Here is a 22,066-nt window from a genome sequence, read left to right on the forward strand (position 1 = left end):
TTTTAACTTACATAACGAATTGGAGCTAATCTGGGATCTAGAATTTTACTTCCTTTATCACCAAATTTTACTGCCAAAGATATTTTTTCCCCACTCCCAAAAATATGTATAATTTCACCTTTCCCAAATTTTGAGTGAATTAGCTTATCTCCAACTATCCAGCTTTTCCCTTTACTTGGCCCTGAATATAATTTCCTTACTGCATTTATTGGTTTGTTAACAAATTCATTTGGATTGTTTCGATCAACTCTTGTTAAACGATCAAGATGCAAATCTCTTCTAATTGAAGCACCACCAGTTTGTGGTAATTCGCCATCTATTAAATCTTCAGGTATTTCCGAAAGAAATATTGAAGGAATTGTTGCTTCACGCATTCCACCCCATAATCTTCTTTCTCTGGCATGACTTAAGAAAACTCTCTCTTTAGCTCTAGTAATACCTACGTAGCATAATCTTCTTTCCTCTTCAAGAAGTGATGGAGTATCTATTGATCTATGGCTAGGGAAGAGACCTTGTTCTAGCCCAGTGATAAAAACATTTTGAAATTCTAAACCTTTACTATTATGCAAAGTCATGAGAGTTACAGAGTTAGGATTATTTTTCTTAGTATCATTATCAGTTGTCAAGGCTGCTGTAGAAAGAAATCCCTCTACATCTCCACTTTCTGTTTCTTCTTCATATTGAGTAGCTGCATTAATTAGTTCTTGTAAGTTATTTCTTCTATCTTCAGATTCTTCAGTCCCACTAGAGAGTAAATCACTTAAATAACCACTTTTTTCTAAAATAAGTTGTAGTAGTTGAGCGGGACCTGAATTTTCTAGGTAACACAGTAGGTCATTCATAACTTCAGTAAATTTATTAATTCCTTTTGATGATCGGCCTATTGTTTCTTCAAGACTTTGCTTATCATTAAGAACCTCCCATAATGGAATATTTAACCTATTGGATAGTTCATTAAGTTTTTGAATAGTAGTCTTACCAATCCCTCTTCTAGGAACATTTATGATTCGTAAAAGACTAACGTTATCTGAAGAATTAACCAGAACTTTCAAATATGCTATCGCATCTTTAATTTCTCTCCTATCATAAAAACGCAATCCTCCAAAAATTGTATAAGGAATGCGCCACCTTACAAGAGATTCTTCTAATACTCTCGACTGAGCTCTGGTTCGATATAAAATTGCAAAATTTTTCCAAATTGGGTTTTGATTATAGTTATTGAGTGATTTAATTTTATTTGTAATTGCTTCTGCCTCGGAAATTTCATCATCACAGCTGAGTAACGTTAAAAGTTCCCCTTTTTCTTTAGTAGCCTTTAAAACTTTGTCAATTCTTTCAGAGTTGTTTTCAATTAGTGAGTTTGCAGCATCAAGAATATTGGAAGATGACCTATAATTTTCTTCTAATTTAATTAAAGATGAATTTGTATCGTCGTTGATTGAAGTTTTAAAATCCTCTTGAAAACCAATTAAAATTCTGAAGTCAGCTGCTCTGAAACTATAAATACTTTGATCAGCATCCCCAACTACAAAAATTGACCGATCTTCCCAATTGAAGAATTTTTTTGGTTCAGTATTTCCAGCTGTAATTAATTTTATAAGTTCATATTGTGTTCTATTTGTATCTTGATATTCGTCAACTAAAATATGTTTAAATCTTTTGTGCCAGTAATCACGGACTATATCATTTTGCCTCAATAAGAAAACGGGCAAAAGTAGAAGATCATCAAAGTCTAAAGAATTATTTTTTGATAGCGAAATTCTATATCTTTTGTAGGCTTCTGCAACTGTTTTATCAAAATTATTTTCTGCTTTTTCTAAAAGATCATTAGAAGTTAAGCATTGATTTTTAGCATTACTTATTAATCTTTTAATCTTTTTGGGATCATATCTTTTTGGGTCAAGACTCATATCTTGACTGATAATTTCTTTTACTAATGTTTGAGAATCTGTTTCATCGTAAATTGAAAATTGCCTTGTCCATTTTAGGCCTTCTGGATCGGTATATTTTTCAATATCGTATCTCAGAAGTCTTGAAAATAAAGAATGGAAAGTACCTATCCAAAGGTTCTGAAGCCTCTCTTGGTGAACGTTTGTTCTTAATTGATTTTGATCAATTTCTTTGAGAGTTGTCCAAGGCTGACCAAATTGATTAAAAGCTAATTCTTGGGCTAGAAGAACCTCTAATCTTCCTTTCATTTCTTTAGCAGCTTTGTTAGTGAATGTGACTGCGAGAATGTTATAAGGATCTATAGAGTTACCCTCAATAAGGTTTGCAATTCTGTGAGTAAGAGCCTTAGTTTTTCCGCTACCTGCACCTGCTACAACTAATAGTGGTCCATAAACATGTTTTACTGCTTGGAGTTGTTGATTGTTTAGGGAATTAAAAAGGAAATTGTTGGTTTGATGCACTTTTGGAAGGGTTTTTCAAAAATCAGACTTTACTATGCGATTCAGATTCTGTTTCTAGATCTTCTAACGCTTTTTTTAAATTTATAAGTTCATTATTGTTATTAATTATTTCTTCGAATTTATTTTGAGGCATTTTTAATTTCATACTTCTTTCAAAAATCTCTTTTTCCAATCTCTTTTTATATGAGGAAATAAGTTTCTTTGATAATTTTAAATCCTGTTGATCCAAAACTTTTTATTAAAAATGTAGTTTTATATTAGCGGAAAAAAAATTTTTATTTGAATTATTTCAACTATCACTTTGGAATGAAGTTATTAATTAAGAAGCGTTGCGTTACGTTTGAAATTGTATTGTTTTTACTAGCTTTGTATTATTCTTAAGATCGATCTTTAAATTTTTACTACAGGAATGTCAGTTTCAAAGAATCATCAACTGTTGTCAGTCGATAAGAAATTAAATGATTTAAGCAATATAAAAGAATTTATTAATACTGCAAACTCAAGATTAGATGCAATAACATCAATAACCAATAATTCACATGCAATTGCAGCAGACGCAGTAACAGCAATGATTTGCGAAAATCAAGATTCACTTAATTCAAAAATATCTTTAAATACAACTAACAAGATGTCCGTTTGTTTAAGAGATGGAGAAATAATCCTAAGGATTGTTGCTTATCTTTTAATTTCTAATGACGAATCAGTTTTAGAAAAAAGTTGTTTGAAGGATCTTAAAAATACCTATCTTGCTCTTGGGTACCCTTAAGAAATGCAAGAAGGGTTTTTGAATTAATGCGAGATGCAACTATCTCTGATTTGAATTCAACAGTTAATAATATGCGCGGAAACAAAGGCTTTCTTCCTAAATTAATATCTGAAACAGAGTTTCAATTTGAAAGGATAATTAATCTTTTAAACTAGCTAAATTCCTTATCTCAGAAGTATGGGACGTCTGTATAACTGAGTTATTTTCTAGATTTCTAATAGTAGAAAATCTGGATCTTACATGAGTGGATAAAAAGGAAATTCTTTCTTCGGAAACTGTCGATTTATAAATAGTTTTAATGTGTAAATTATTTTGTTCAACAAAATAATTGGATGATGAAATAAAGGATTCTGTATAACCTTTATTTCTTAAAACAATTCCTGAATTTTCATCTTTGGGTAAAAAAATCAGAATAGTTTCATCTCCCTCACTGATATCATCATTGTCCCAATCACTAATAGCTTGCCAGTTTATAGAAATGGCTATGCTATCTAGGCTTAAACTAAATTTATAATTTTTAAAAATTTCAACGACTTTTTTATTTTTTTTGTTGATATGTTTTATAAATATTTTGCTAGTTGAGTTTTCAAATTCCTGAAAAGCTAAAGTGTGAGTACTTCTAATAGATTTCCACTCTCCTATACTTTTATCAATGAATTGATTAATTAGTGTTAGATTCTTCGTCAAGTTTATCTTCTACGGAATGATTTTCTGCTTTTTGTATCATTCTTACCATTGAATCCACCATTAATCTCTTTGCAGAAGTTACTTTTAATCCAGAAGGAGTAGTTGATATTTGTTCTCCAGGGCGATCATATGAAGTTGGTCTAAATGGAGTCATCTAATAACTTTAAAATTAATCGATCTCTATTCTTGCATGAATCATTATTTATGTAGTTATTGTTTGCGAAAATGTCATATCTTTCTTCTTTGATTACAGAATTATCAACTGTTTTGTTATTTAGGCATTTTATTTTTTGCCAAACCTGAAATAGTCGCTAAAGCAAACATTCCCAATAGAGCAATCCCTAGAAATAATCCTGCTCCCTGGCTAACACCAGCTCCTACTGCGACAAGTATAGAGTCACTGATTAGAAGACTTATTAATAATGCAGGAGTAAATATTTTCCAGCGAGTTCCTCCAATCCCAATTGCGTAGCTTAGAAAATCAAAAAGGCCAGTCATAAGTAGACCTGTCATGAGAAAGAAATTTTCTTCAAGTTGGTTTTGATTAAAACTTTCAATTTTTTTCATCGCTTTGGTGCCTACCAAATTCCTTACAGGGACTCGCCCATAATTTCTTGCAATAAAGAAAGCAGCTTGGCAAAAAACGATATCAGAAAAGACTATTGTAATATAACCTTTTTGAAATCCTAATAATGATCCTGCTAGTAGAGAATAAGCTGAACTTGGAAGAGCTGGTAAAATAATACTTACTCCTCTGAGTATGAAAATTCCAAAAGGAGCCCAAATTCCCATACTTTCTATTTTGTTCCTCAGGGGCTCAATCCCATAATTTTGGATTAAGTAAATCAATACAACAAATATTGCAATAAAAAAAACTACTGAGAGAAATTTCTGTATTTTATTCATTATTTTTTAGTGAATTTATTGGGAGTAAACTCTTAATTTAATATTTGATTGTATCTATAATAGAAATACTAATCAATAAAAATTTTTACAAATTTTTAATCTTATTTTCTTCCGATAAAAGTTTTTTGTATTTCAGACGTATTAATGATTAATTATAAGAATAAAGTTAATTTAATATTTATTCGAAATAGCTTTGGTTTAGTTCTTTCGATAATCGTTTCTTTGAGTATCTCAATAAAACAATCAAATGCTTTGCCTCATGAATGGGTTGGAGTTCCTAAAAGTGAATATGGAGAACAGTTATGGGATAGACGAAGTATTAAAAGAAATGAGGATGGTTCTGTGAGAGTATTGAGTAAATTTATTCCCAAAACAAAAAGTGAAATTACTAAGGATATACTCTATACAATGGATATAAATTGTTTTGAAAAATCATTTAGAGATGTTGATGTCTCCATAGATGAAATGAATAGTAATTTCAATGATTTGGCTGATTGGCAAGATCCAAATGGAGATAAACTGATTTTGGGTGTTATAGGTCAAGTCTGCAGAGTAGAAAACTAAAAATTTCAAATTGTAAAAATAAAATAAAAAATGAAGTTTCTACATACCTAGAAAACATAAAACCCTTCTTAGAAATGTTTTTAAAGGTGCCAGGACCCAGATTTGAACTGGGGACACGGCGATTTTCAGTCGCCTGCTCTACCAACTGAGCTATCCCGGCTCTAACCTATATACTTTAAATTACGATGTGTAGTTTGTGAAACCCTTTTCATTAAAAATTTTATATCTTCATCAAATATCCCCAAAAACTATTATTTTGCATTGATCGCTAATAAGGCAGTTCCAAATGAAGTAGTTTTATTACATGAAACTATTGGTATATTTATAATTTTTTCTCTTATTTTCCTCCATTGTGGGTTTTTTGAACCTCCTCCAATAGTAATAATTTTTTTTGGAAGTGAACCTGTTAGTTCGCCTAGTTTTTCCCATCCTTTCAGTTCGATCTTGGCTAGCCCCTCGAATAATGCATGTAAATAAAGTGAGTCGCTTACTGGCCTTGGATCAAGTATCGGCTCTAAATTAGCATTATTAACAGGAAATCTATCTCCTTTACTATTAAGAGGTAAAAGATTTAAAGAAGTATTTTTCGATGGATTAATTTGTCGACTAAGTTCCTTTATTTCTAAATCAGAAAAGAACTTAGACAAGACACCGCATCCAGCATTTGATGCTCCTCCACATATCCAATCATCGTTAACTCTATGGATTGTAATGCCCTGTTTTTTTATAGGGTTATCAATAATTTTTTTTATCACAATTGTTGTTCCTAAAACTGTGAGGCCATCTTCTTTACCTAACCCTGCGGCTATTAAAGCTGCATTAGAGTCAGTGGTGCCTGAAGTTAATATTAATTTTTTATTTAAATTAAATCTCTCTGCTAAATCAGAGTTTACTTGTCCAATAATTTTTCCACTTTTTATTATTTGAGGTAGACATTTTTGCCATGAAGTATTGAGATAGCTCTTTGGCCACGATTCTTTTTTTAGATCCCAACCAAGTTTTAGATTATTACCTTCTTCTCCATGAGTCCAATCTTTTAATAACCAACCAGTGATCCAATCAGATTGATGTCGTAAAAGTATATTTGTCCCATATTTATCTAATAGTTTTAATGCTTTAGCAAGACTACTGTATGGAGTTCGCAGGTGATCTTCTCCAGAAGTTAAGGATTCAAGAATGATCTTATGTTCAATACATGCTTGGTAGTAAGGTATTGCTTCTCCTATCGGATCTCCTCGCAAATTGGATGCAATTAAAGTTCCTGAGGTGCCGGAAATAGCCAATTTATTAAGGTTAATTTTTATCTCAATAGGTAAACTAATTAAGAGATTTTCACAAGAATTTATCCAAGAATCTGGATTTTCAAAGCTGTATGAATAAGGAACTGAATTTGAATATACTAATTTCTTATGACGATTAATTATTGATATTCTTGCACCACTCGTTCCAAAATCTAACCCTCCATAAAAATTATCAGGCATAGAAAAAAATATTTATAAAAAGATTTTGGAAGCCTCTGCTAATTTGGCTGCTTTTTCTTCTACATTTTCCCAAGGTAGCTCAAGATCTCTTCTGCCAAAATGCCCATAGGATGCAGTCTTTCTAAAAAATTTTCCTCCCATTTTTTTTGGTAGATTTCTTAAATTAAATTCTTTTATTATTGCTGCAGGTCTTAAATCAAAGTGCTCTTTAATTAGCTCAGTCAAATTATTTTGTGAAATAACACCAGTATCAAAAGTTTCTACGAGAATGGAAATTGGTTTTGCTACTCCAATTGCATAACTTAATTGTACTTCTGCTTTTTTTGCTAATTTTGCCTTAACTATACTTTTAGCTACATAACGTGCTGCATAAGCGGCTGATCTATCTACTTTTGTGGGGTCTTTACCAGAAAATGCCCCTCCTCCGTGTCTTGCATATCCGCCATAAGTATCTACAATAATTTTTCTGCCAGTCAGCCCAGCATCTCCTTGAGGCCCGCCTACGACAAATTTTCCCGTGGGGTTTACTAGAAATCTTGTTTTACTAATATTTGGTTTAATTTCTAAATCTTCAGTAGCAGGAATTACAACATTCTTCCATAAATCTTCTTTTATTCTTTGACGAATTTCTTCTTCATTTGTTACGCCATCAATCTCAGAATTATGTTGAGTTGAAATTAAAATCGTATTAATAGAGACTGGTAACCCTTTTTCATAATTAATGCTTACTTGAGTTTTCCCATCAGGGAGTAGATAATTAAGGACTTCTTCATGCCTTACTTTGGCAAGTTGAATAGCTAATCTATGAGCTAGGCTAATAGGTAAGGGCATTAATTCAGGCGTCTCATCGCACGCATAGCCAAACATTATGCCTTGGTCACCAGCTCCGGTATTATCTTCCAAATCATCGTTAATATCATCTGCGTCGTTTACGCCTTGTGAAATATCTGGTGATTGCTCGTCAAGTGCTACTAAAACAGCACAACTATTTGCATCAAAACCACCCGCTCTATAGCCTTCATATCCAATTTCTTTAATTACATTTCTAACAAGTTTTATGTAATCGACTTTTGCTTTTGAAGTTATTTCTCCAGTAAGTAGACAAAGACCAGTGTTAACGACAGTTTCGCATGCAACTCTGCTTTCTGGATCTTCTGTCAATAAAGCATCTAAAACTGCGTCACTAATTTGATCACATATTTTGTCAGGATGACCTTCAGTTACGGATTCAGAAGTGAAAATGAAATCACTCATTTGCAATTAATTTTAAAAATTAGATTTCATCTTAAATTAAACTATCGTAACAAATCAATTATTGTAAATTAGAAAATTGTATAAAATAATGAGACTTTAGTTCCGATATTTGTGAACAAAAGAAATAAGTGAATTTATTCTGCTTCATTTGACGCTGTGGGAATCTCTTCAATATCGTCAGTTTGTTCAAATAACATTTGTTTGTATTTCGCAGCCATTTCTTCAGCTTTACTAAAAACTTTTTGAGGGTCAGTTAGCATATCTCCTGGTTCAGGCTCAAGTGCTTTAGTAGATAATGAAATACGTCCTCTTTCTGAATCAAGGTCAATTATCATAACTTTCATTTGGTCATTCACATTTAAAACATTATGAGGAGTCTCAATATGTTCATGACTAATCTCAGAAATGTGCAATAGACCACTAACTCCACCAATATCAATGAAAGCTCCATAAGGTTTAATACCTTTTACATTACCAACAACAACTTCTCCTACCTCAAGTCGGTTCATCTTTTTCTCAACCAAAGCTCTTCTATGACTTAGTACTAATCTATTTCTCTCTTCATCAACTTCAAGAAACTTTAAAGGTAAATATTCACCTTCTAAGTCATCTTTGATTTTTCGAGCACTTATATGTGAGCCTGGGATAAAACCTCTCAAACCTTCTACCCTAACAAGTGCCCCGCCTCTGTTTGTTGCAAAAACTTCAGAATAGATAGTGGCATCTTCTTTTTGGAGTTGTCTAACCCTTTCCCATGCTCTTTGATATTCAATTCTTCTAATGGAGAGAGCTAATTGGCCATCTTCATTTTCTTCGCTCATTATGAAAAATTCTCTACTTTCAGAAGGCTGCAAAACATCATTAAGTCCTTCAACTCTATTTATTGAAACCTCCTGAACAGGCATAAAAGCAGCTGTTTTTGCCCCTATATCTATCATGGCCCCTTTGGGTTCTAGAGCAAAAACGGTGCCTTTAACTAGATCGCCAGGCTTAAAGTTATAGTCATACTTACCCAAAAGTGATGCAAATTCTTCTTGTGTAAATCCTGCATTGTCAAAGTCAGTATTTGTTCTGCTAGAGGAAGAATCTGCTGAAGGTATATCGCTCTTTTCGAATGATAAATCCTCCTCATTTTGAGAGGCTGCATCATTATCTAACTCAGACGAATTTTTAATTTCTTGATTCTCAGAAAGTTCTTTAATGGTTTGAGAAGAATTTTCGTTCATTTGTTGTATCGCAGACTACCTAAGGTAGTTAGAAAGGAATGCTACTAGCCTGCAAACCAATAGCATAAGCATTTGTGATATGTATTCTACACTTTAAGATGCTGAATTTTATGAAATTGAAGCTAATTGGTTTTTTGAACTTCCTTTTAAAGATTCAAGAGTAGAAATAAAATCTTTTACCCCATTAAATTTTCGGTATACTGAAGCATACCTTATATAGGCGACTTCATTCTCTTTCCTAAGATTTTTAAGTATAAGTTCTCCTATTTGTGAAGATTTAATATCTTTGTTAGTGTCTTGAACGATTTGAGATTCAATTCCATCTACGAAATTAATAATCGCTTCACTACTGAAGTTAGTCTTTTCGCAAGCTCTTGAGATTCCAGTAAATAATTTTTGTTTATCAAATAATTCTCTACTACCATCTTTCTTTAAAACCGAAACTGGCATCGATTCAACTCTTTCATAAGTTGTAAATCTAAAGCTGCAGTTTAAGCACTCTCTTCTTCTTCGAACACTTTTACCACTATCAGCAGATCTTGATTCCAAAACTCTGCTATCTGTGTTTTGACAGGTAGGACACTGCATGTGGTGAAATAAGCTGCACTTTAACTCTAATAGTAGAGTAATATCTTAATTATGAAAAGTAAAAAAAAACCTCTTTAACAAGAGGTTTTTTTTCAGAGTTCATTTTCTATCGAATTTAGGTGGGTCTCTAAAGGCGACAGCAAAGAACAAGGTAACAACTGCGAGAGTTAGAATAAGAACGTAAGCAAAAGCTTCCATAAGATTAAGTAATTAAGTTTAGTTTAAACCCTTCCTGGGATTCTTCTTGTGGTTTCGTCACCAAGTTTCTTGAATAAACCAAATTCAACTTGGTCTCCAATCTCAGCATCAATACCAGCAAAGGAATTTCTGTAAAGAGTTCTTGAAGCATGCCACCAGTGACCAAATAAGAATAGCAATCCGAAACATAAATGTGCATATGTAAACCAGGCTCTTGGAGAACTTCGGAATACGCCATCAGATTTATATGTTTCTCTGTCAAACTTGAATGCTTCTCCAAGTTGAGCTTTTCTAGCTAACCTTTTAACTACTGCAGGGTCTGTAAATGTTTGTCCATCTAGGTCTCCTCCATAGATAGTTGCAGTTATACCAGTCTGTTCGAATGAATACTTTGCTTCAGCTCTTCTAAATGGGATATCTGCTCTTACATTACCTTCTTTGTCTTCAAGAATGACAGGGAAGTTTTCAAAGAAATTAGGAATTCTTCTAACTTCTAATTCGTTACCTTCCTTATCTTGAAAAGCAATGTGACCTTGCCAACCAGTTGGTAATCCATCACCATTAACAAGAGCTCCAACTCTAAATAGTCCTCCTTTAGCTGGACTATTTCCAACGTAATCGTAGAAGGCTAATTTTTCTGGAATCGATGCATATGCCTCTGATTTAGTGGCACCATCATCTATAGCAGCTTGCACTCTTCTATTGATTTCAGTTTTGAAATAGCCTGAATCCCATTGATATCTGGTAGGACCAAAAAGCTCTACCGGAGTTGTTGCTGAACCGTACCACATTGTTCCGGAAACAACGAAAGAAACAAATAATACAGCAGCCAAAGCACTAGCTAGAACTCCCTCGAGACTTCCAAGTTTTAGTGCTCTATAAAGTCTTTCTCCAGGTCTATTGGTGATATGAAAAATACCTCCAATAATACCCATAAGTCCTGCTGCAATATGGTTCGCCACTATACCTCCAGGATTAAAAGGATTAAATCCTTCTACTCCCCAGGATGGAGCCACAGGTTCTACGTGACCAGTTAAGCCATAAGGGTCAGAAACCCAAATCCCAACGTTTGCACAATGAAAAGCTCCAAAACCAAAACAGGTTAGTCCTGCTAGAAGGAGGTGAATCCCGAAAATTCTTGGCAAGTCAAGAGCAGGTTCACCAGTTCTTGAATCTTCCCACAAATCTAAGTCCCAGTATGTCCAGTGCCAAATAGAGGCCAACATTAATAGACCACTAAATACTATGTGAGCTGCGGCAACCCCTTCGAAACTCCAGAATCCAGGATCAACTCCAGTAGCACCGGTAATATCCCATCCGTTCCAACTACTTGTGATACCTAGTCTTGCCATAAAAGGCATAACGTACATCCCCTGTCTCCACATTGGATTGAGAACAGCATCAGAAGGATCAAAAATGGCTAATTCGTAAAGAGCCATTGAACCGGCCCAGCCGGCTAATAATGCAGTATGCATAAGATGCACAGCAAGTAGTCGACCTGGGTCATTAATAACTACTGTGTGAACTCGATACCAAGGCAATCCCATCGGTTAATTTCTAGTAACTATGCTGTATAAACAGCTAAACATCACGATAGTAAGGGTTTTTTAGTCTTTGAGGGATTTTTGTAAATAAATTTATTTTCTTGCAAAAATTGGGCAAATCAATTAGCAGAACTAAGTTTATAAGGAATTTTTGGCTAAAAACTGTTAATATTTTGGTCACAATTCTCAAAGTAAAACGCCAAAATAAGAAAAATAACTAAAAAAATGGCAACTATCAGATTTATTCGTGAGGATTTAGAGGTCCAATGCAATCCGGGTGAAAATTTAAGGGAACTTGTTATGAGAGAGAATTTACAGCTTTATGGATTAAAAGGTATTTTAGGTAATTGTGGAGGTGCTGGACAATGCAGTACTTGTTTTATTTCTGTTGAAGGTGGAAATAAAAATTCTTTGAGCCCTCTTACATCTGTTGAAGAAGAAAAACTCAAAAACAGACCAGAAAATTGGCGCCTTGCTTGCCAAACATTAATAAAATCATCCACAGTAATCTTAACAAAACCACAATCCCCCCCCTCAAATTTGGAAGAATTAAAAAAAATTAGTGAAAATAAAAAATTACCTCGCTAAATTGTTTAAGACTGTTAATCAGTTTATGAAATTTGTTTATTTTTCCACTTTATACCGAGTTATACGTCTATAGTCTTATTACTCAATATAGAACTACCAACTAAATGGAAACAACTAATTTTGGATTCGTAGCTAGTCTTTTATTTGTAGGGGTGCCAACAATATTCCTAATAGGTTTATTTATTTCTACACAAGATGGAGAAAAATCAAGCTTTTACTCTGACTCTAGTAAAGGTAGACTTGGACCAAAACGCTAATGCTTTTATAAATGCTTTGCATTTCTGTAAAAGAATTTTTATTTTGGAAAAAAAAGCAACTTTCTAAAGGAGGTGATCAACAATCCTTTGCTGTTTTACTTGATTGTATAGGCGGTGTACCGATTAGTGATCTAAACTTGATAACTATAAATCCTAGTGGAAATTTACATTTAAAAAAAAATTTAGAATTTTTAGAATCTGTTTGGGATGATCATTTATTAAAATCATGTCCAATTCAATATCTCTGTGGAATAACTTTTTGGAGAGACTTAAAGTTGAAAGTTACAAACAAAGTACTCATTCCTAGAGCGGAAACAGAGCTAATAGTTGATATCGTCTTCAATATATTTCAAAAGAAATCGGAAAAATTATTTTTTGCTGAATTAGGAACTGGTTCAGGTGCCATTAGTATTGCTTTGGCATTGGCATATCCACTAAGCGAGGTAGTAGCAACGGACATAGATCAAGATGCATTAGAAATAGCCACTAAAAATTTTATAAATTCTTCTAAACAATCAAATTTGAAATTTTATTGTGGAAATTGGTGGTCACCTCTTGAATGTTTTAAAGGAAAAATAGACCTCGCTATTTCAAACCCGCCATATATTCCTAGAGATACTTATGAAAAATTACCCAAAGAAGTTAAAAATTTCGAACCTAAAGTTGCTTTATTAGGCGGCGAAGATGGTTTAGAACATTTCAGGGAAATAATACAAAAAGCACCATTGTTCTTAAAAGATAATGGTTGGCTAATTTTAGAGAATCATTTTGATCAAAGTGAAAAAGTGAAACAACTACTTATTAAAAATAAATTTACATCAATAGAAATTGTGAAAGATCTATCAGGTATTGGTAGGTTTACCATTGGAAGATATAAATAAATTAATAAGGGTTCATAATCTAAATGAATTTAGTAGACTGCAAATCTGCCTTGAAGACGCTTAATAGTGGTTTGCCTATAATTTTTCCAACAGATACTTTACCCGCAATTGGTTGTTTACCAAAATTTTCAAATATTATTTATAAGTTTAAAAAAAGAGATAGAAACAAACCCTTAATTCTTATGGGATCAGAATATAAACATTTAATTGATTATGTTCACGAATCAGCTAAAAAAGATTACGAAAATATAGCTTCAAAATATTGGCCTGGGGCTCTTACAATTGTTGTCCCTGCTTCAGAAAAACAGACTGTAAACCTCACCAGCAATGATCTTACTATTGGGTTGAGAATCCCAAATTCTTGTATAGCAAAGTCTCTTTTGAGAGAAACAGGACCATTGTTAACTTCAAGTGCAAATATTTCAGGTTTTAAAGGATCAATTACAGCTGAAGGTATTGCTCTAGACTTCCCTTCTGTAAAAATTTATGGCCCTATCCCCTGGGAAAAAAGTAGTGGAAAAGCTAGTACAATTATATTTTGGAAGAAAAGTGGAAATTGGAGACTAATTAGAGAGGGAGAAGTATTAGTTAAGGAATTACATTAAATGTTTGTATTATTATTTTTTGTTTTATTAATTCAATTTTTAACTTATTGGATATTTGAACCACTTGGATCTTTTTTAGAGTATTTTCTCGAAATAAGATTGTTGCCTATAATTGCTCTGATAGGTTTGATTTTTTTATTTTCAGCAAAGAATATTGAACAGAATTAAATTAATAAAATGCCGGCTAACAGATTTGAACTGATGACCTTCGCTTTACAAAAGCGCTGCTCTACCACTGAGCTAAGCCGGCGATCTCTTCATCTTACAATTAGGGAGGGTCAATTATCAGTATTTTTTTAGCTTTTTTTAAATTTATTACTTTTTGATATCTTTATTAGCTTTATCAGTTTTATCAGTTTTTTTAAACTTTATTTCTCCGTCAATAGTTCTTTTGATTGGTAAATTTGCTACTAGTGCAGTCATTCTGTCTTCAGTTTCTAAACTTACTGCCACCTCTTCAAAATCAATCTCAACATATTTAGCGACAACATCGAGAATTTCTTTTCTCATTTTATCCAAAAGATCAGTTGTTAAAGAACTCATATCAACTCTGTCGTGAGCAAGTACAAGTTGTAATCGTTCTCTTGCTGTGTTGGCGCTAGCCGTTTCTCTGCCTAATAATTTGTTTATAAGATCTCTGAGTGTCATCATTTTAAAAAACCTTTGTTTGCATTAATCTCATGAATTTATCTTTTAGACTTTTACCTTCATTTTTTGGGTCAATAATTGGTACATCCTTTCCTGTCAGTCTTTGAGAAACATTCAAATAACATTTTTTTGCAGGAGATCTACCATCTGTAAGTGTCAGTGGTTCTCCTCTATTTGTACTTATAATTACTTGCTCATCTTCTAGAACAATACCTAACAAAGGTAAAGAAAGTATTCCCTGGACATCATCGATAGATAGCATCTCTTGGCTAGCCATCATGTTGGGACGAACTCTGTTTATTACAAGCTGAATAGGCTTAATATCAGAAGTATTGAGAATTCCTATTACTCTATCGGCGTCGCGTACTGCAGATAATTCTGGGTTAGTAACCACAATGGCTTCTTTGCAAGCTGCAAGAGCGTTTTTAAAGCCATCTTCGACGCCAGCAGGACAATCTACTAAGACAAAATCAAATTTCTCACTAAGCAGTTCACTAATTTTCTTCATATCTTCGGGCTTCATCCAATCCAACATCCTTGGATCTCCAGCGGGTAGAAGAGCAAGATTAGGTTCCTTTTTATGTCTAACCAGCGCTTGGTCAAGACGACAATTCTTGTCAAGAACATCTTGAGCTGTATAAATGATGCGATTTTCTAATCCAAGAAGAAGATCTAAATTTCTCAAGCCAAAATCAGCATCTAATACAGCGGTTGTGGCTCCGCTATTAGCAAGAGCTATGCCTAGATTTGCAGTTAAAGTGGTTTTACCAACCCCTCCTTTACCTGAACAGATTAATATTGTGCGAGTATTTTTCCCCACGGTTTTTAGGATTTTACAAATAATAAGGCCACTTGCAGAAAGTTAAATATTTTAAAGATTAAGTAATTCTTAAATTTATAACTTTTAAATTAATTTATTGCAAATCATTGATTAATTTTTAGTTTTGATTATAAGTGGTTTGATCAATATGGTTTGTTTTTCTATGACTGCAATTTCTGGGTAAAAATTATTGGGCTTATCCTTTGGTCCAATAGCTATTACATCTGCAATTCTTAATTGTAAGGGATTTAAATAAAGTGATGAAATAGAGGCACTTTTATTTCCACTTTTCCCCGCGAATGCGACCCCTAGTAGTTTACCCCAAACGTAAATGTTTTTTTTGGCGGAAACTATTGCTCCTGGATTAACGTCTCCAATTATGCATAGGTTTCCATTTGAAGATATTCTTTCACCCGATCGAACTGTTCCTTCGTGAAGAATTTCGTCTTTGTTTTTTAACTTAAATAAAATTAACTTATTTTGAATCTCTTGCTCTTTACAAAAAGTTGAATCTATTTTTAAAGACTTTCCACTTAATATTGTATCTCTATTATTTGAGTAAATATTTAGGGAACTAATGTTAATTTTGTCAAAATGATTTTTTAATTTAGATAGTTGTTGAGCACTTATTGATTCATTGACTGCGAAAATATTTACTTCTAAAGGTTCCTTGATGGAAGAAAAACTTTTGAAAGTTTCATGGATATTATCTAAATCTAATAAAGAAAAAATTTTTAAATATTTACTGCTCCTATTTTTTAAGACAATTTCCATGGAATTAAATCTAGGAGTTGTTTTTCATTAATGAAATTTCATTTTCAATTTCATTTTTGATCATACCTGGATAAATAATTAAAGAGCTTTCCTCAGATCTCATTAAAGTTTTTATTAATGCCGAACTATTCTCTAATGCACTTTGATAAGTGCCGTCCCATATTTTTAATGCATTATTAGATTCAAAGCCTTTAAAAGACCTTTCTTTAATTCCGCAAAATATTTTTGAATCAAAACCATTCTTATCGCATAATTTTGTAGCAAATGCAAGGATTTTTAATCTATCCATTTTACATAAAAAACTTATGTCTGATGCCTTTAATAAATCTCTGTCAATAAACATTTTGCATAGTGTAGAAAGTGGCTCAAAAGATTCATCTTTCCATCTAATCAAATGATAATAAAAGGTTACATCATCATTTCTTATGAAATCATCAAAATCAACCTTTGAAGGTGAAAAAATCCATTTATGTAAATAATCATCTAACCAAATTTTCTTTTCATCATTATCTTTTACTGTGTGTAATATTTTTTCCAGAATCCATGTTGATATTTCGTTTATCCTGTGATTATAAATTGTTCTATACATTAAGTTTCTTAGTACAAGGAAATGCTCAATAGCGATCACTCCTTTTGGTTTGATTCCGATATTTCCATCAGGTGAAAAGGTAAGAGCTGAAATAATTCTTTCTAAATCTACTAACCCATAATTAATACCTGTGTTGTAACTATCGCGTAAAAGATAATCGAGACGATCGCAATCTATCTCACTACTTATCAATGTTTTTAAAGGTTTTGAGAATAATTGCTTTGATTGAAATAATTCACCAATTTTTCTCGGTAATTCGTTGTCATACTTTTTGAGGATTGAATTTATTGGATTATATTTTGTAACTAAGTTTTCAGACCATTGTTCGTGATTATGTTTGAATATTGTTTCACTGGTATGGCTTAAAGGTCCATGACCTAAATCATGTAATAGAGCTGCTCCATAAAGCACAAATTTATTTTCACAAAATGAAGATTTACTTTCAATTAGTCTCTCATAAATTTTTCTAGCTATACAAAAAACACCAATTGAGTGAGTAAATCTACTCGATTCTGCACCATGAAAAAGTAATGATGCAGCTCCTAGTTGTTTTATTCTTCTAAGTCTTTGAAAAGCCACTGTATCAATTAATTCCATAATCATTAATTCTTCTGGCTTTCCTGCATCAAATACTATTTCTTTATGAATTGGGTCATGAAAAACTCTTTTAATACTCATATTTTTAAGATTTTTTATTTTTAATCTTTATCCATTTCAAGATTTAATTTCTTCATTATTTAATTCAATAGTTTGAACTGAAACTTCTTCTTTTTCTAGAAGCGACCCCAAAAATAATTCTGCATTTTTCACCCATTTATCATCAGTACTTCCATAATCATTTGCATCAGGGAGATCTAGTAATTTGTCAGGAGTCATACCCTGGCCTTGAATATTATTACCTTTGGGGGTTAAGTAACTGGCTACTGTTATTGCAATACCACTATCTTCTCCCAAACTTTTTAGGGATTGAATTAAACCTTTGCCATAAGTTTGCTCTCCCATAAGAATAGATCTCTCATTATCTTGTAAAGAACCAGCAAGTATTTCACTGGCACTTGCAGTACCTTTATTTACTAAAGTCACCATTGGTCCATCAAAATATGTCTCTTTTTGAGAAATAATTGCATCTTTAATTCCATTTCTATCTTTTGTCTCGACTACAGGTTTCTCACTTAATAATGAGTCTGCAACTGCTATACCAGAGCTTACTAGTCCCCCTGAATTATTTCTAAGATCCAAGATTAAGCCCTCAACATCTTTCTCTTTCAACTCTTGAAGTGCCTCTTCAACTTTTTTGGGTACGCTTTCGCTGAATTGAGTTATCCTTAAATATCCTATTGTGTGAGAATCGTCTCTTAATCTTTTTGTTCTAACTGGTCTTAGATCTACTGACCTCCTCTCTAGATCAACTTCCCTAATTTCTCCTGATTCAGAAGATAATTCAACTAAAACTTTTGTCCCTGATTCACCTCTTAACCTAGAGGCAGTGCCCGCAAGCCCTAATTTTTCTGATGAGATTCCGTCAACTGTCTCTATCAAGTCCCCGCTTATTATCCCAGCTTCTTCAGCTGGGGAACCCCCAAGAGTAGAGATTACTTTAACTCTATTGTCATCATCTTCACCTAATTGAAGCCCAACCCCATTAATTTCACTACCAAAATTACTTGATTTCAGTAGCTCATAATCTTTTGGGCGTAAAACTCTGGTGTAGGGATCGTCTAGAGGTCTTAACATGTCTTCAATTGCGGAATAAGCCTCTTCACTTGTTTCAATTTGTTTCTGTAATGTTTTTTGTCTAATTCTTTTCCATTGGATTTCATCAAACTTTTCTGGATCATAAAACCCTTCGTTTACTAAGGTCCAAGCATCAAGTACTAATTGCCTGCTGTCACTGAGAGCATTCACTCTTTCAACCAATAAGAGATTGATAGAAAAAACGATGATCATTAATGCAGTGATGAAAGTTTTGAATGTTAAAAGTTTGTTAAAAGATGCATTCATTGGGTTAAGTGTTAACACCAAGTATAAGAATTTTAAGTAAGCTCTTTATATCAAAGCTAATTTTTTTTGGATGGCTAATTCTTCATCTGTTTATGATTGGTTTCAAGAAAGGCTTGAAATCCAGGACATAACTGACGACGTAACTTCCAAGTACGTACCCCCTCACGTAAATATTTTTTATTGTTTAGGAGGCATAACTTTAGTATGCTTCTTAATTCAATTTGCAACAGGTTTTGCAATGACTTTTTACTATAAGCCAACAGTTACACAAGCTTATAGTTCAGTAAGTTATTTAATGACAGATGTAAGTTTTGGATGGTTAATAAGATCTGTACATAGATGGAGTGCATCAATGATGGTTTTGATGTTAATCCTTCATGTCTTTAGGGTTTATCTTACTGGGGGTTTTAAAAGGCCAAGAGAATTAACTTGGGTTACAGGAGTTGTAATGGCAGTCATAACTGTCGCTTTTGGAGTTACAGGTTACTCTCTTCCTTGGGATCAGGTAGGTTATTGGGCAGTTAAGATTGTTTCAGGTGTTCCCGCTGCAATACCAGTTATTGGCGACTTTATGGTTGAACTTCTTAGGGGAGGAGAAAGTGTTGGCCAATCCACTTTAACCAGATTTTACAGTCTTCACACTTTTGTATTGCCATGGTCATTAGCTGTTTTCATGTTGATGCATTTTTTAATGATTCGTAAACAGGGTATTTCAGGTCCCTTATAAACTTTTATACTTAAAACATTACAGGCTTACTTATGTCTACGTTAAAAAAACCAGATTTATCTGATCCAAAATTAAGAGCAAAATTAGCGAAAGGTATGGGTCATAATTATTATGGTGAGCCAGCTTGGCCAAACGATTTACTATATATTTTTCCAGTTGTTATTCTAGGTACGATTGCTTGTGTAGTGGGATTAGCAGTTCTTGACCCTGCAATGCTAGGAGATAAAGCAAACCCATTCGCCACCCCTTTAGAAATACTCCCCGAATGGTATCTTTACCCAGTTTTCCAAATACTAAGGGTAGTCCCTAACAAACTTTTGGGTATTGCACTGCAAACCTTAATCCCACTTGGATTGATGATTTTACCCTTTATCGAAAACGTTAATAAATTTTCTAATCCATTCAGAAGACCAATAGCAATGTCCGTTTTCTTGTTCGGAACTTTTTTAACTATATACCTTGGTATTGGAGCATGTTTGCCAATTGATAAATCACTGACACTAGGATTATTTTAGGCTTAAATCTTAAACATATCCAGATCGTTATAATCATTCCTTAAAAAATGATTCATTAATAAAAATCCAACTATTGTCCAGGTTTGATAAGTTCTTGATTGTTGTCCAACCCAAGTTCCTGTAGGCCCATCAAAATATTCTGCCCATTCTTGCTTAGGCAATTGATTAAGTTGACACCAGTAGGATTCTTCTATTAAAGATTTCATCTCTTCCATGAGAATCACATCATCAGAACCGTAATTTTTTTGATGCAATAGAACGGCTGCACCAAAAAACCAAAGTAAACTTGGCCAATGACCACCATTATGGTAACTCCAAGGCCAATTCTTTGGATCCGATCCGGTTTTATTTTGCCATTCTTCAACATCCATATGAGGATGACAAATTCTCATGGGCATTTGAGCCATCAAATGCTGTCTGTTATGCAAAACTAATCTAAATAAAGCTCTTTGTTCCTCGGGAGGCAGTACTCCGAACATACATGCTAGAGAATTACCTAAACTGTAAAATCGAAAGTCAGGTCTTCCTGTCCTAATATTTCCTATTAAGTAGCCACCTCTATTCTCTAACCAATCTTGTAGCCATGATGGAACTACTTGAGGTTGAACGTTAAATTCATTGAAGTGTTGATCATCTCCATACTGCTCAGTTGGCCTTCTTCTTAAAATTTGCATTGTTTGGCTGGTAACCCAATAATGCTTTAAAAGAAAACCTCCTAAATCTTTAACCCATTGATTTGTGAGAATTAGTCTTTGGTCTAAAAGTCTACTGACATGATCTGCTCTACTTAATTCCATAAGGTTTATGCAACTTTTTAAACATCCATGAAGTAAAACTTCAACTTCTAAAGGTGCCCCCCATACATCCATAGGTCTATCGATCATAAATGCGCAATCTGGAACAAAAAGTACTGGAGTACCCTCAAATGTTGGATGTAGAACTAGATCTAGTAGAAGTTGAATACCTCTTTGAACACTTTGACTTTTTCCGAAGGCATAATCGCCGCTTTTATTGACATAATACCAACATAAAATGGGCCACCATAAACTTGCATCTGCTGAAGTAATCCTCCCGATTGACCTTTGACCATAGTCTCCAATGAGCTTTCCATTTTCTTCAACGAAACTAGTAGGAAATACACCACGTGTTTGATAATTAGTGCTTTGTAACTCTAGACATAAACTGAGGAATTTTTTGACAATTTCATAACGCTTTTGTGTAATGAGATAAATCATTACAGGAACATTATCTCTTAAAAATATTTCTCCATAATTTAACTTTTTATTTTTTGTTGGGTGTTCCAGTGCAGCAACACTTCCCACTAACTCACCTGATATTTCAACTAAAGTCTTTTCGAAGTGTTTTTTTGCATTTGTTACAATTTTCTCCTCATCAGAACTTGGTCTTACTCTTAAATTTTTTTGACTAAATCTCTCTGCCATTTCATTTATATCCCTTTATTTAAGCCTAGTTGTTTAAGGAGACTTTGAACAAATAAAAAATTAATAAAAAATTTTTGTATAAAAGGTTGCACAATTACAGTGGGATGGTTTAGTATTTTCTTCTGGGCAAAAATATTGTTTTTGCATTATTCAAGCAACTACCTTAAATCTGATTTTTGGTAAATGAGTGAGTTTTTTGAAAATTTGATTTCGATCATTATTTTCAGCCAGAAGAAGGGTTTATCCTTCTAAATGAGTTATACACTTGTTGTTTAACTCTGCACCTAGAAAATTTAAAAACTTAGGAACTGATGCTTTTATTGCGTCAAAGATAACTAAATTTGTTTTAGTTGTCTCAAGATGTATATGCAATAAAGGTGTGAGGTCCCGTCAAGAATATATTTAAATGTCATCAATTGCTAACTTTTGGCTTTGATGCAAACGGATCTGAGATCTTGGAAAGTCACTTTAGAAATATTTTTAATGTGCACTCAATGTAATCCTTAGAATTTAAGGAGGCTGAATCTGAATATAAAAAAGAAGTTTTTATTTGGATAAAGCAATTCAATTTGAGTAGATTTATCTACAAAAGGA

Annotated in this window: 24 protein-coding genes, 2 tRNA genes and 1 pseudogene; 8 read left to right on the forward strand and 19 right to left on the reverse strand. The window is 33.2% G+C overall.

What is annotated here, in order from left to right:
• Positions 1–2: 2 nt before the first annotated feature.
• Positions 3–2,411 (reverse strand): UvrD-helicase domain-containing protein, encoded by a 2,409-nt coding sequence (locus SIB45_RS04380; protein WP_011862340.1) that lies wholly within the window; start codon positions 2,409–2,411, stop codon positions 3–5.
• Positions 2,412–2,433: 22 nt separating this feature from the next.
• The gene (locus SIB45_RS04385; protein ID WP_011862341.1) at positions 2,434–2,640 is read right to left on the reverse strand and encodes a hypothetical protein; all 207 of its coding nucleotides are present in this window, start codon (positions 2,638–2,640) and stop codon (positions 2,434–2,436) included.
• A 180-nt stretch (positions 2,641–2,820) separates the two neighbouring features.
• Here SIB45_RS04385 and SIB45_RS04390 point away from each other — a divergent pair.
• Positions 2,821–3,332: pseudogene (locus SIB45_RS04390) on the forward strand (R-phycoerythrin subunit beta).
• Here the strand turns inward: SIB45_RS04390 and SIB45_RS04395 are convergent.
• The 3 genes from SIB45_RS04395 to SIB45_RS04405 all read right to left on the reverse strand — a co-directional run bounded on the left by SIB45_RS04395 (position 3,316) and on the right by SIB45_RS04405 (position 4,770).
• Entirely contained in the window at positions 3,316–3,864 is a 549-nt protein-coding gene (locus SIB45_RS04395) for a phycobiliprotein lyase (RefSeq protein ID WP_011862343.1), read from the reverse strand. The pseudogene SIB45_RS04390 and the gene SIB45_RS04395 sit on opposite strands and share 17 nt — an antisense overlap.
• On the reverse strand, positions 3,839–4,018 hold the full coding sequence (locus SIB45_RS04400; RefSeq protein WP_011862344.1) for a hypothetical protein: 180 nt from the start codon (positions 4,016–4,018) through the stop codon (positions 3,839–3,841). Before SIB45_RS04400 ends, SIB45_RS04395 begins: the two co-directional genes overlap by 26 nt.
• A 116-nt stretch (positions 4,019–4,134) precedes the next feature.
• Positions 4,135–4,770 carry a TVP38/TMEM64 family protein gene (locus SIB45_RS04405; protein ID WP_011862345.1) on the reverse strand — a complete coding sequence of 212 codons (636 nt, stop codon included), beginning with the start codon at positions 4,768–4,770 and terminating at the stop codon, positions 4,135–4,137.
• Between the two features lie 144 nt (positions 4,771–4,914).
• Here SIB45_RS04405 and SIB45_RS04410 point away from each other — a divergent pair, with 144 nt between their 5' ends.
• The gene (locus SIB45_RS04410) at positions 4,915–5,334 is read left to right on the forward strand and encodes a hypothetical protein (RefSeq protein WP_011862346.1); all 420 of its coding nucleotides are present in this window, start codon (positions 4,915–4,917) and stop codon (positions 5,332–5,334) included.
• An 87-nt stretch (positions 5,335–5,421) separates the two neighbouring features.
• Here SIB45_RS04410 and SIB45_RS04415 read toward each other — a convergent pair.
• From SIB45_RS04415 to psbB, 7 genes are all read right to left on the reverse strand, one after another.
• A tRNA-Phe gene (locus SIB45_RS04415) sits at positions 5,422–5,494 on the reverse strand.
• 91 nt (positions 5,495–5,585) lie between these two features.
• Positions 5,586–6,815: an FGGY-family carbohydrate kinase gene (locus SIB45_RS04420; protein WP_011862347.1), complete on the reverse strand. Its 1,230-nt coding sequence runs from the start codon at positions 6,813–6,815 to the stop codon at positions 5,586–5,588.
• A gap of 12 nt (positions 6,816–6,827) precedes the next feature.
• Positions 6,828–8,069 carry a methionine adenosyltransferase gene (metK, locus tag SIB45_RS04425; protein WP_413682146.1) on the reverse strand — a complete coding sequence of 414 codons (1,242 nt, stop codon included), beginning with the start codon at positions 8,067–8,069 and terminating at the stop codon, positions 6,828–6,830.
• A 134-nt stretch (positions 8,070–8,203) separates the two neighbouring features.
• Complete coding sequence (locus SIB45_RS04430) at positions 8,204–9,295, reverse strand: 30S ribosomal protein S1 (RefSeq protein ID WP_011862349.1); 1,092 nt, start codon at positions 9,293–9,295, stop codon at positions 8,204–8,206.
• Between the two features lie 108 nt (positions 9,296–9,403).
• Complete coding sequence (gene nrdR, locus SIB45_RS04435; RefSeq protein ID WP_011862350.1) at positions 9,404–9,883, reverse strand: transcriptional regulator NrdR; 480 nt, start codon at positions 9,881–9,883, stop codon at positions 9,404–9,406.
• Positions 9,884–9,982: 99 nt separating this feature from the next.
• Positions 9,983–10,081 (reverse strand): photosystem II reaction center protein T, encoded by a 99-nt coding sequence (locus tag SIB45_RS04440; protein ID WP_011131951.1) that lies wholly within the window; start codon positions 10,079–10,081, stop codon positions 9,983–9,985.
• A gap of 23 nt (positions 10,082–10,104) precedes the next feature.
• Entirely contained in the window at positions 10,105–11,628 is a 1,524-nt protein-coding gene (psbB, locus tag SIB45_RS04445) for a photosystem II chlorophyll-binding protein CP47 (RefSeq protein WP_011862351.1), read from the reverse strand.
• A 222-nt stretch (positions 11,629–11,850) separates the two neighbouring features.
• Here psbB and SIB45_RS04450 point away from each other — a divergent pair, with 222 nt between their 5' ends.
• The 4 genes from SIB45_RS04450 (at position 11,851) to SIB45_RS04465 (ending at position 13,956) form a co-directional block, all read left to right on the forward strand.
• Positions 11,851–12,213 (forward strand): 2Fe-2S iron-sulfur cluster-binding protein, encoded by a 363-nt coding sequence (locus SIB45_RS04450; RefSeq protein WP_011862352.1) that lies wholly within the window; start codon positions 11,851–11,853, stop codon positions 12,211–12,213.
• Between the two features lie 104 nt (positions 12,214–12,317).
• Positions 12,318–12,470, forward strand: a complete 153-nt coding sequence (psbM, locus tag SIB45_RS04455; protein WP_011817804.1) for a photosystem II reaction center protein PsbM — start codon at positions 12,318–12,320, stop codon at positions 12,468–12,470.
• Positions 12,471–12,481: 11 nt separating this feature from the next.
• Entirely contained in the window at positions 12,482–13,351 is an 870-nt protein-coding gene (prmC, locus tag SIB45_RS04460) for a peptide chain release factor N(5)-glutamine methyltransferase (protein WP_011862353.1), read from the forward strand.
• Positions 13,352–13,374: 23 nt separating this feature from the next.
• Positions 13,375–13,956, forward strand: coding sequence for an L-threonylcarbamoyladenylate synthase (locus tag SIB45_RS04465; RefSeq protein WP_011862354.1), 582 nt, complete (start codon positions 13,375–13,377; stop codon positions 13,954–13,956).
• 178 nt (positions 13,957–14,134) lie between these two features.
• Here the strand turns inward: SIB45_RS04465 and SIB45_RS04470 are convergent.
• The 6 genes from SIB45_RS04470 to ctpZ all read right to left on the reverse strand — a co-directional run bounded on the left by SIB45_RS04470 (position 14,135) and on the right by ctpZ (position 18,788).
• A tRNA-Thr gene (locus SIB45_RS04470) sits at positions 14,135–14,206 on the reverse strand.
• 65 nt (positions 14,207–14,271) lie between these two features.
• On the reverse strand, positions 14,272–14,607 hold the full coding sequence (minE, locus tag SIB45_RS04475; protein WP_011862356.1) for a cell division topological specificity factor MinE: 336 nt from the start codon (positions 14,605–14,607) through the stop codon (positions 14,272–14,274).
• Position 14,608: 1 nt separating this feature from the next.
• A complete protein-coding gene (minD, locus tag SIB45_RS04480) occupies positions 14,609–15,424 on the reverse strand; it encodes a septum site-determining protein MinD (RefSeq protein WP_011862357.1) in 816 nt (271 codons plus the stop codon).
• A gap of 111 nt (positions 15,425–15,535) precedes the next feature.
• Positions 15,536–16,198 (reverse strand): septum site-determining protein MinC, encoded by a 663-nt coding sequence (locus SIB45_RS04485; RefSeq protein WP_011862358.1) that lies wholly within the window; start codon positions 16,196–16,198, stop codon positions 15,536–15,538.
• Positions 16,199–16,208: 10 nt separating this feature from the next.
• Complete coding sequence (locus tag SIB45_RS04490; RefSeq protein ID WP_011862359.1) at positions 16,209–17,465, reverse strand: HD domain-containing protein; 1,257 nt, start codon at positions 17,463–17,465, stop codon at positions 16,209–16,211.
• 36 nt (positions 17,466–17,501) lie between these two features.
• The gene (gene ctpZ / locus SIB45_RS04495) at positions 17,502–18,788 is read right to left on the reverse strand and encodes a carboxyl-terminal processing protease CtpZ (protein WP_011862360.1); all 1,287 of its coding nucleotides are present in this window, start codon (positions 18,786–18,788) and stop codon (positions 17,502–17,504) included.
• A 70-nt stretch (positions 18,789–18,858) separates the two neighbouring features.
• On the opposite strand from ctpZ, the gene petB reads away from it, so the two are divergent.
• Both petB and petD read left to right on the forward strand, forming a co-directional pair.
• Positions 18,859–19,515, forward strand: coding sequence for a cytochrome b6 (gene petB, locus SIB45_RS04500; protein ID WP_011817812.1), 657 nt, complete (start codon positions 18,859–18,861; stop codon positions 19,513–19,515).
• Positions 19,516–19,547: 32 nt separating this feature from the next.
• The gene (gene petD, locus SIB45_RS04505; protein ID WP_002808353.1) at positions 19,548–20,030 is read left to right on the forward strand and encodes a cytochrome b6-f complex subunit IV; all 483 of its coding nucleotides are present in this window, start codon (positions 19,548–19,550) and stop codon (positions 20,028–20,030) included.
• 2 nt (positions 20,031–20,032) lie between these two features.
• Here the strand turns inward: petD and SIB45_RS04510 are convergent, their stop codons facing one another.
• Entirely contained in the window at positions 20,033–21,472 is a 1,440-nt protein-coding gene (locus tag SIB45_RS04510) for a glycoside hydrolase 100 family protein (RefSeq protein ID WP_011862361.1), read from the reverse strand.
• Positions 21,473–22,066 lie beyond the last annotated feature (594 nt).

Source organism: Prochlorococcus sp. MIT 1304 (assembly GCF_047305015.1).
Lineage (GTDB): Bacteria > Cyanobacteriota > Cyanobacteriia > PCC-6307 > Cyanobiaceae > Prochlorococcus_A > Prochlorococcus_A marinus_E.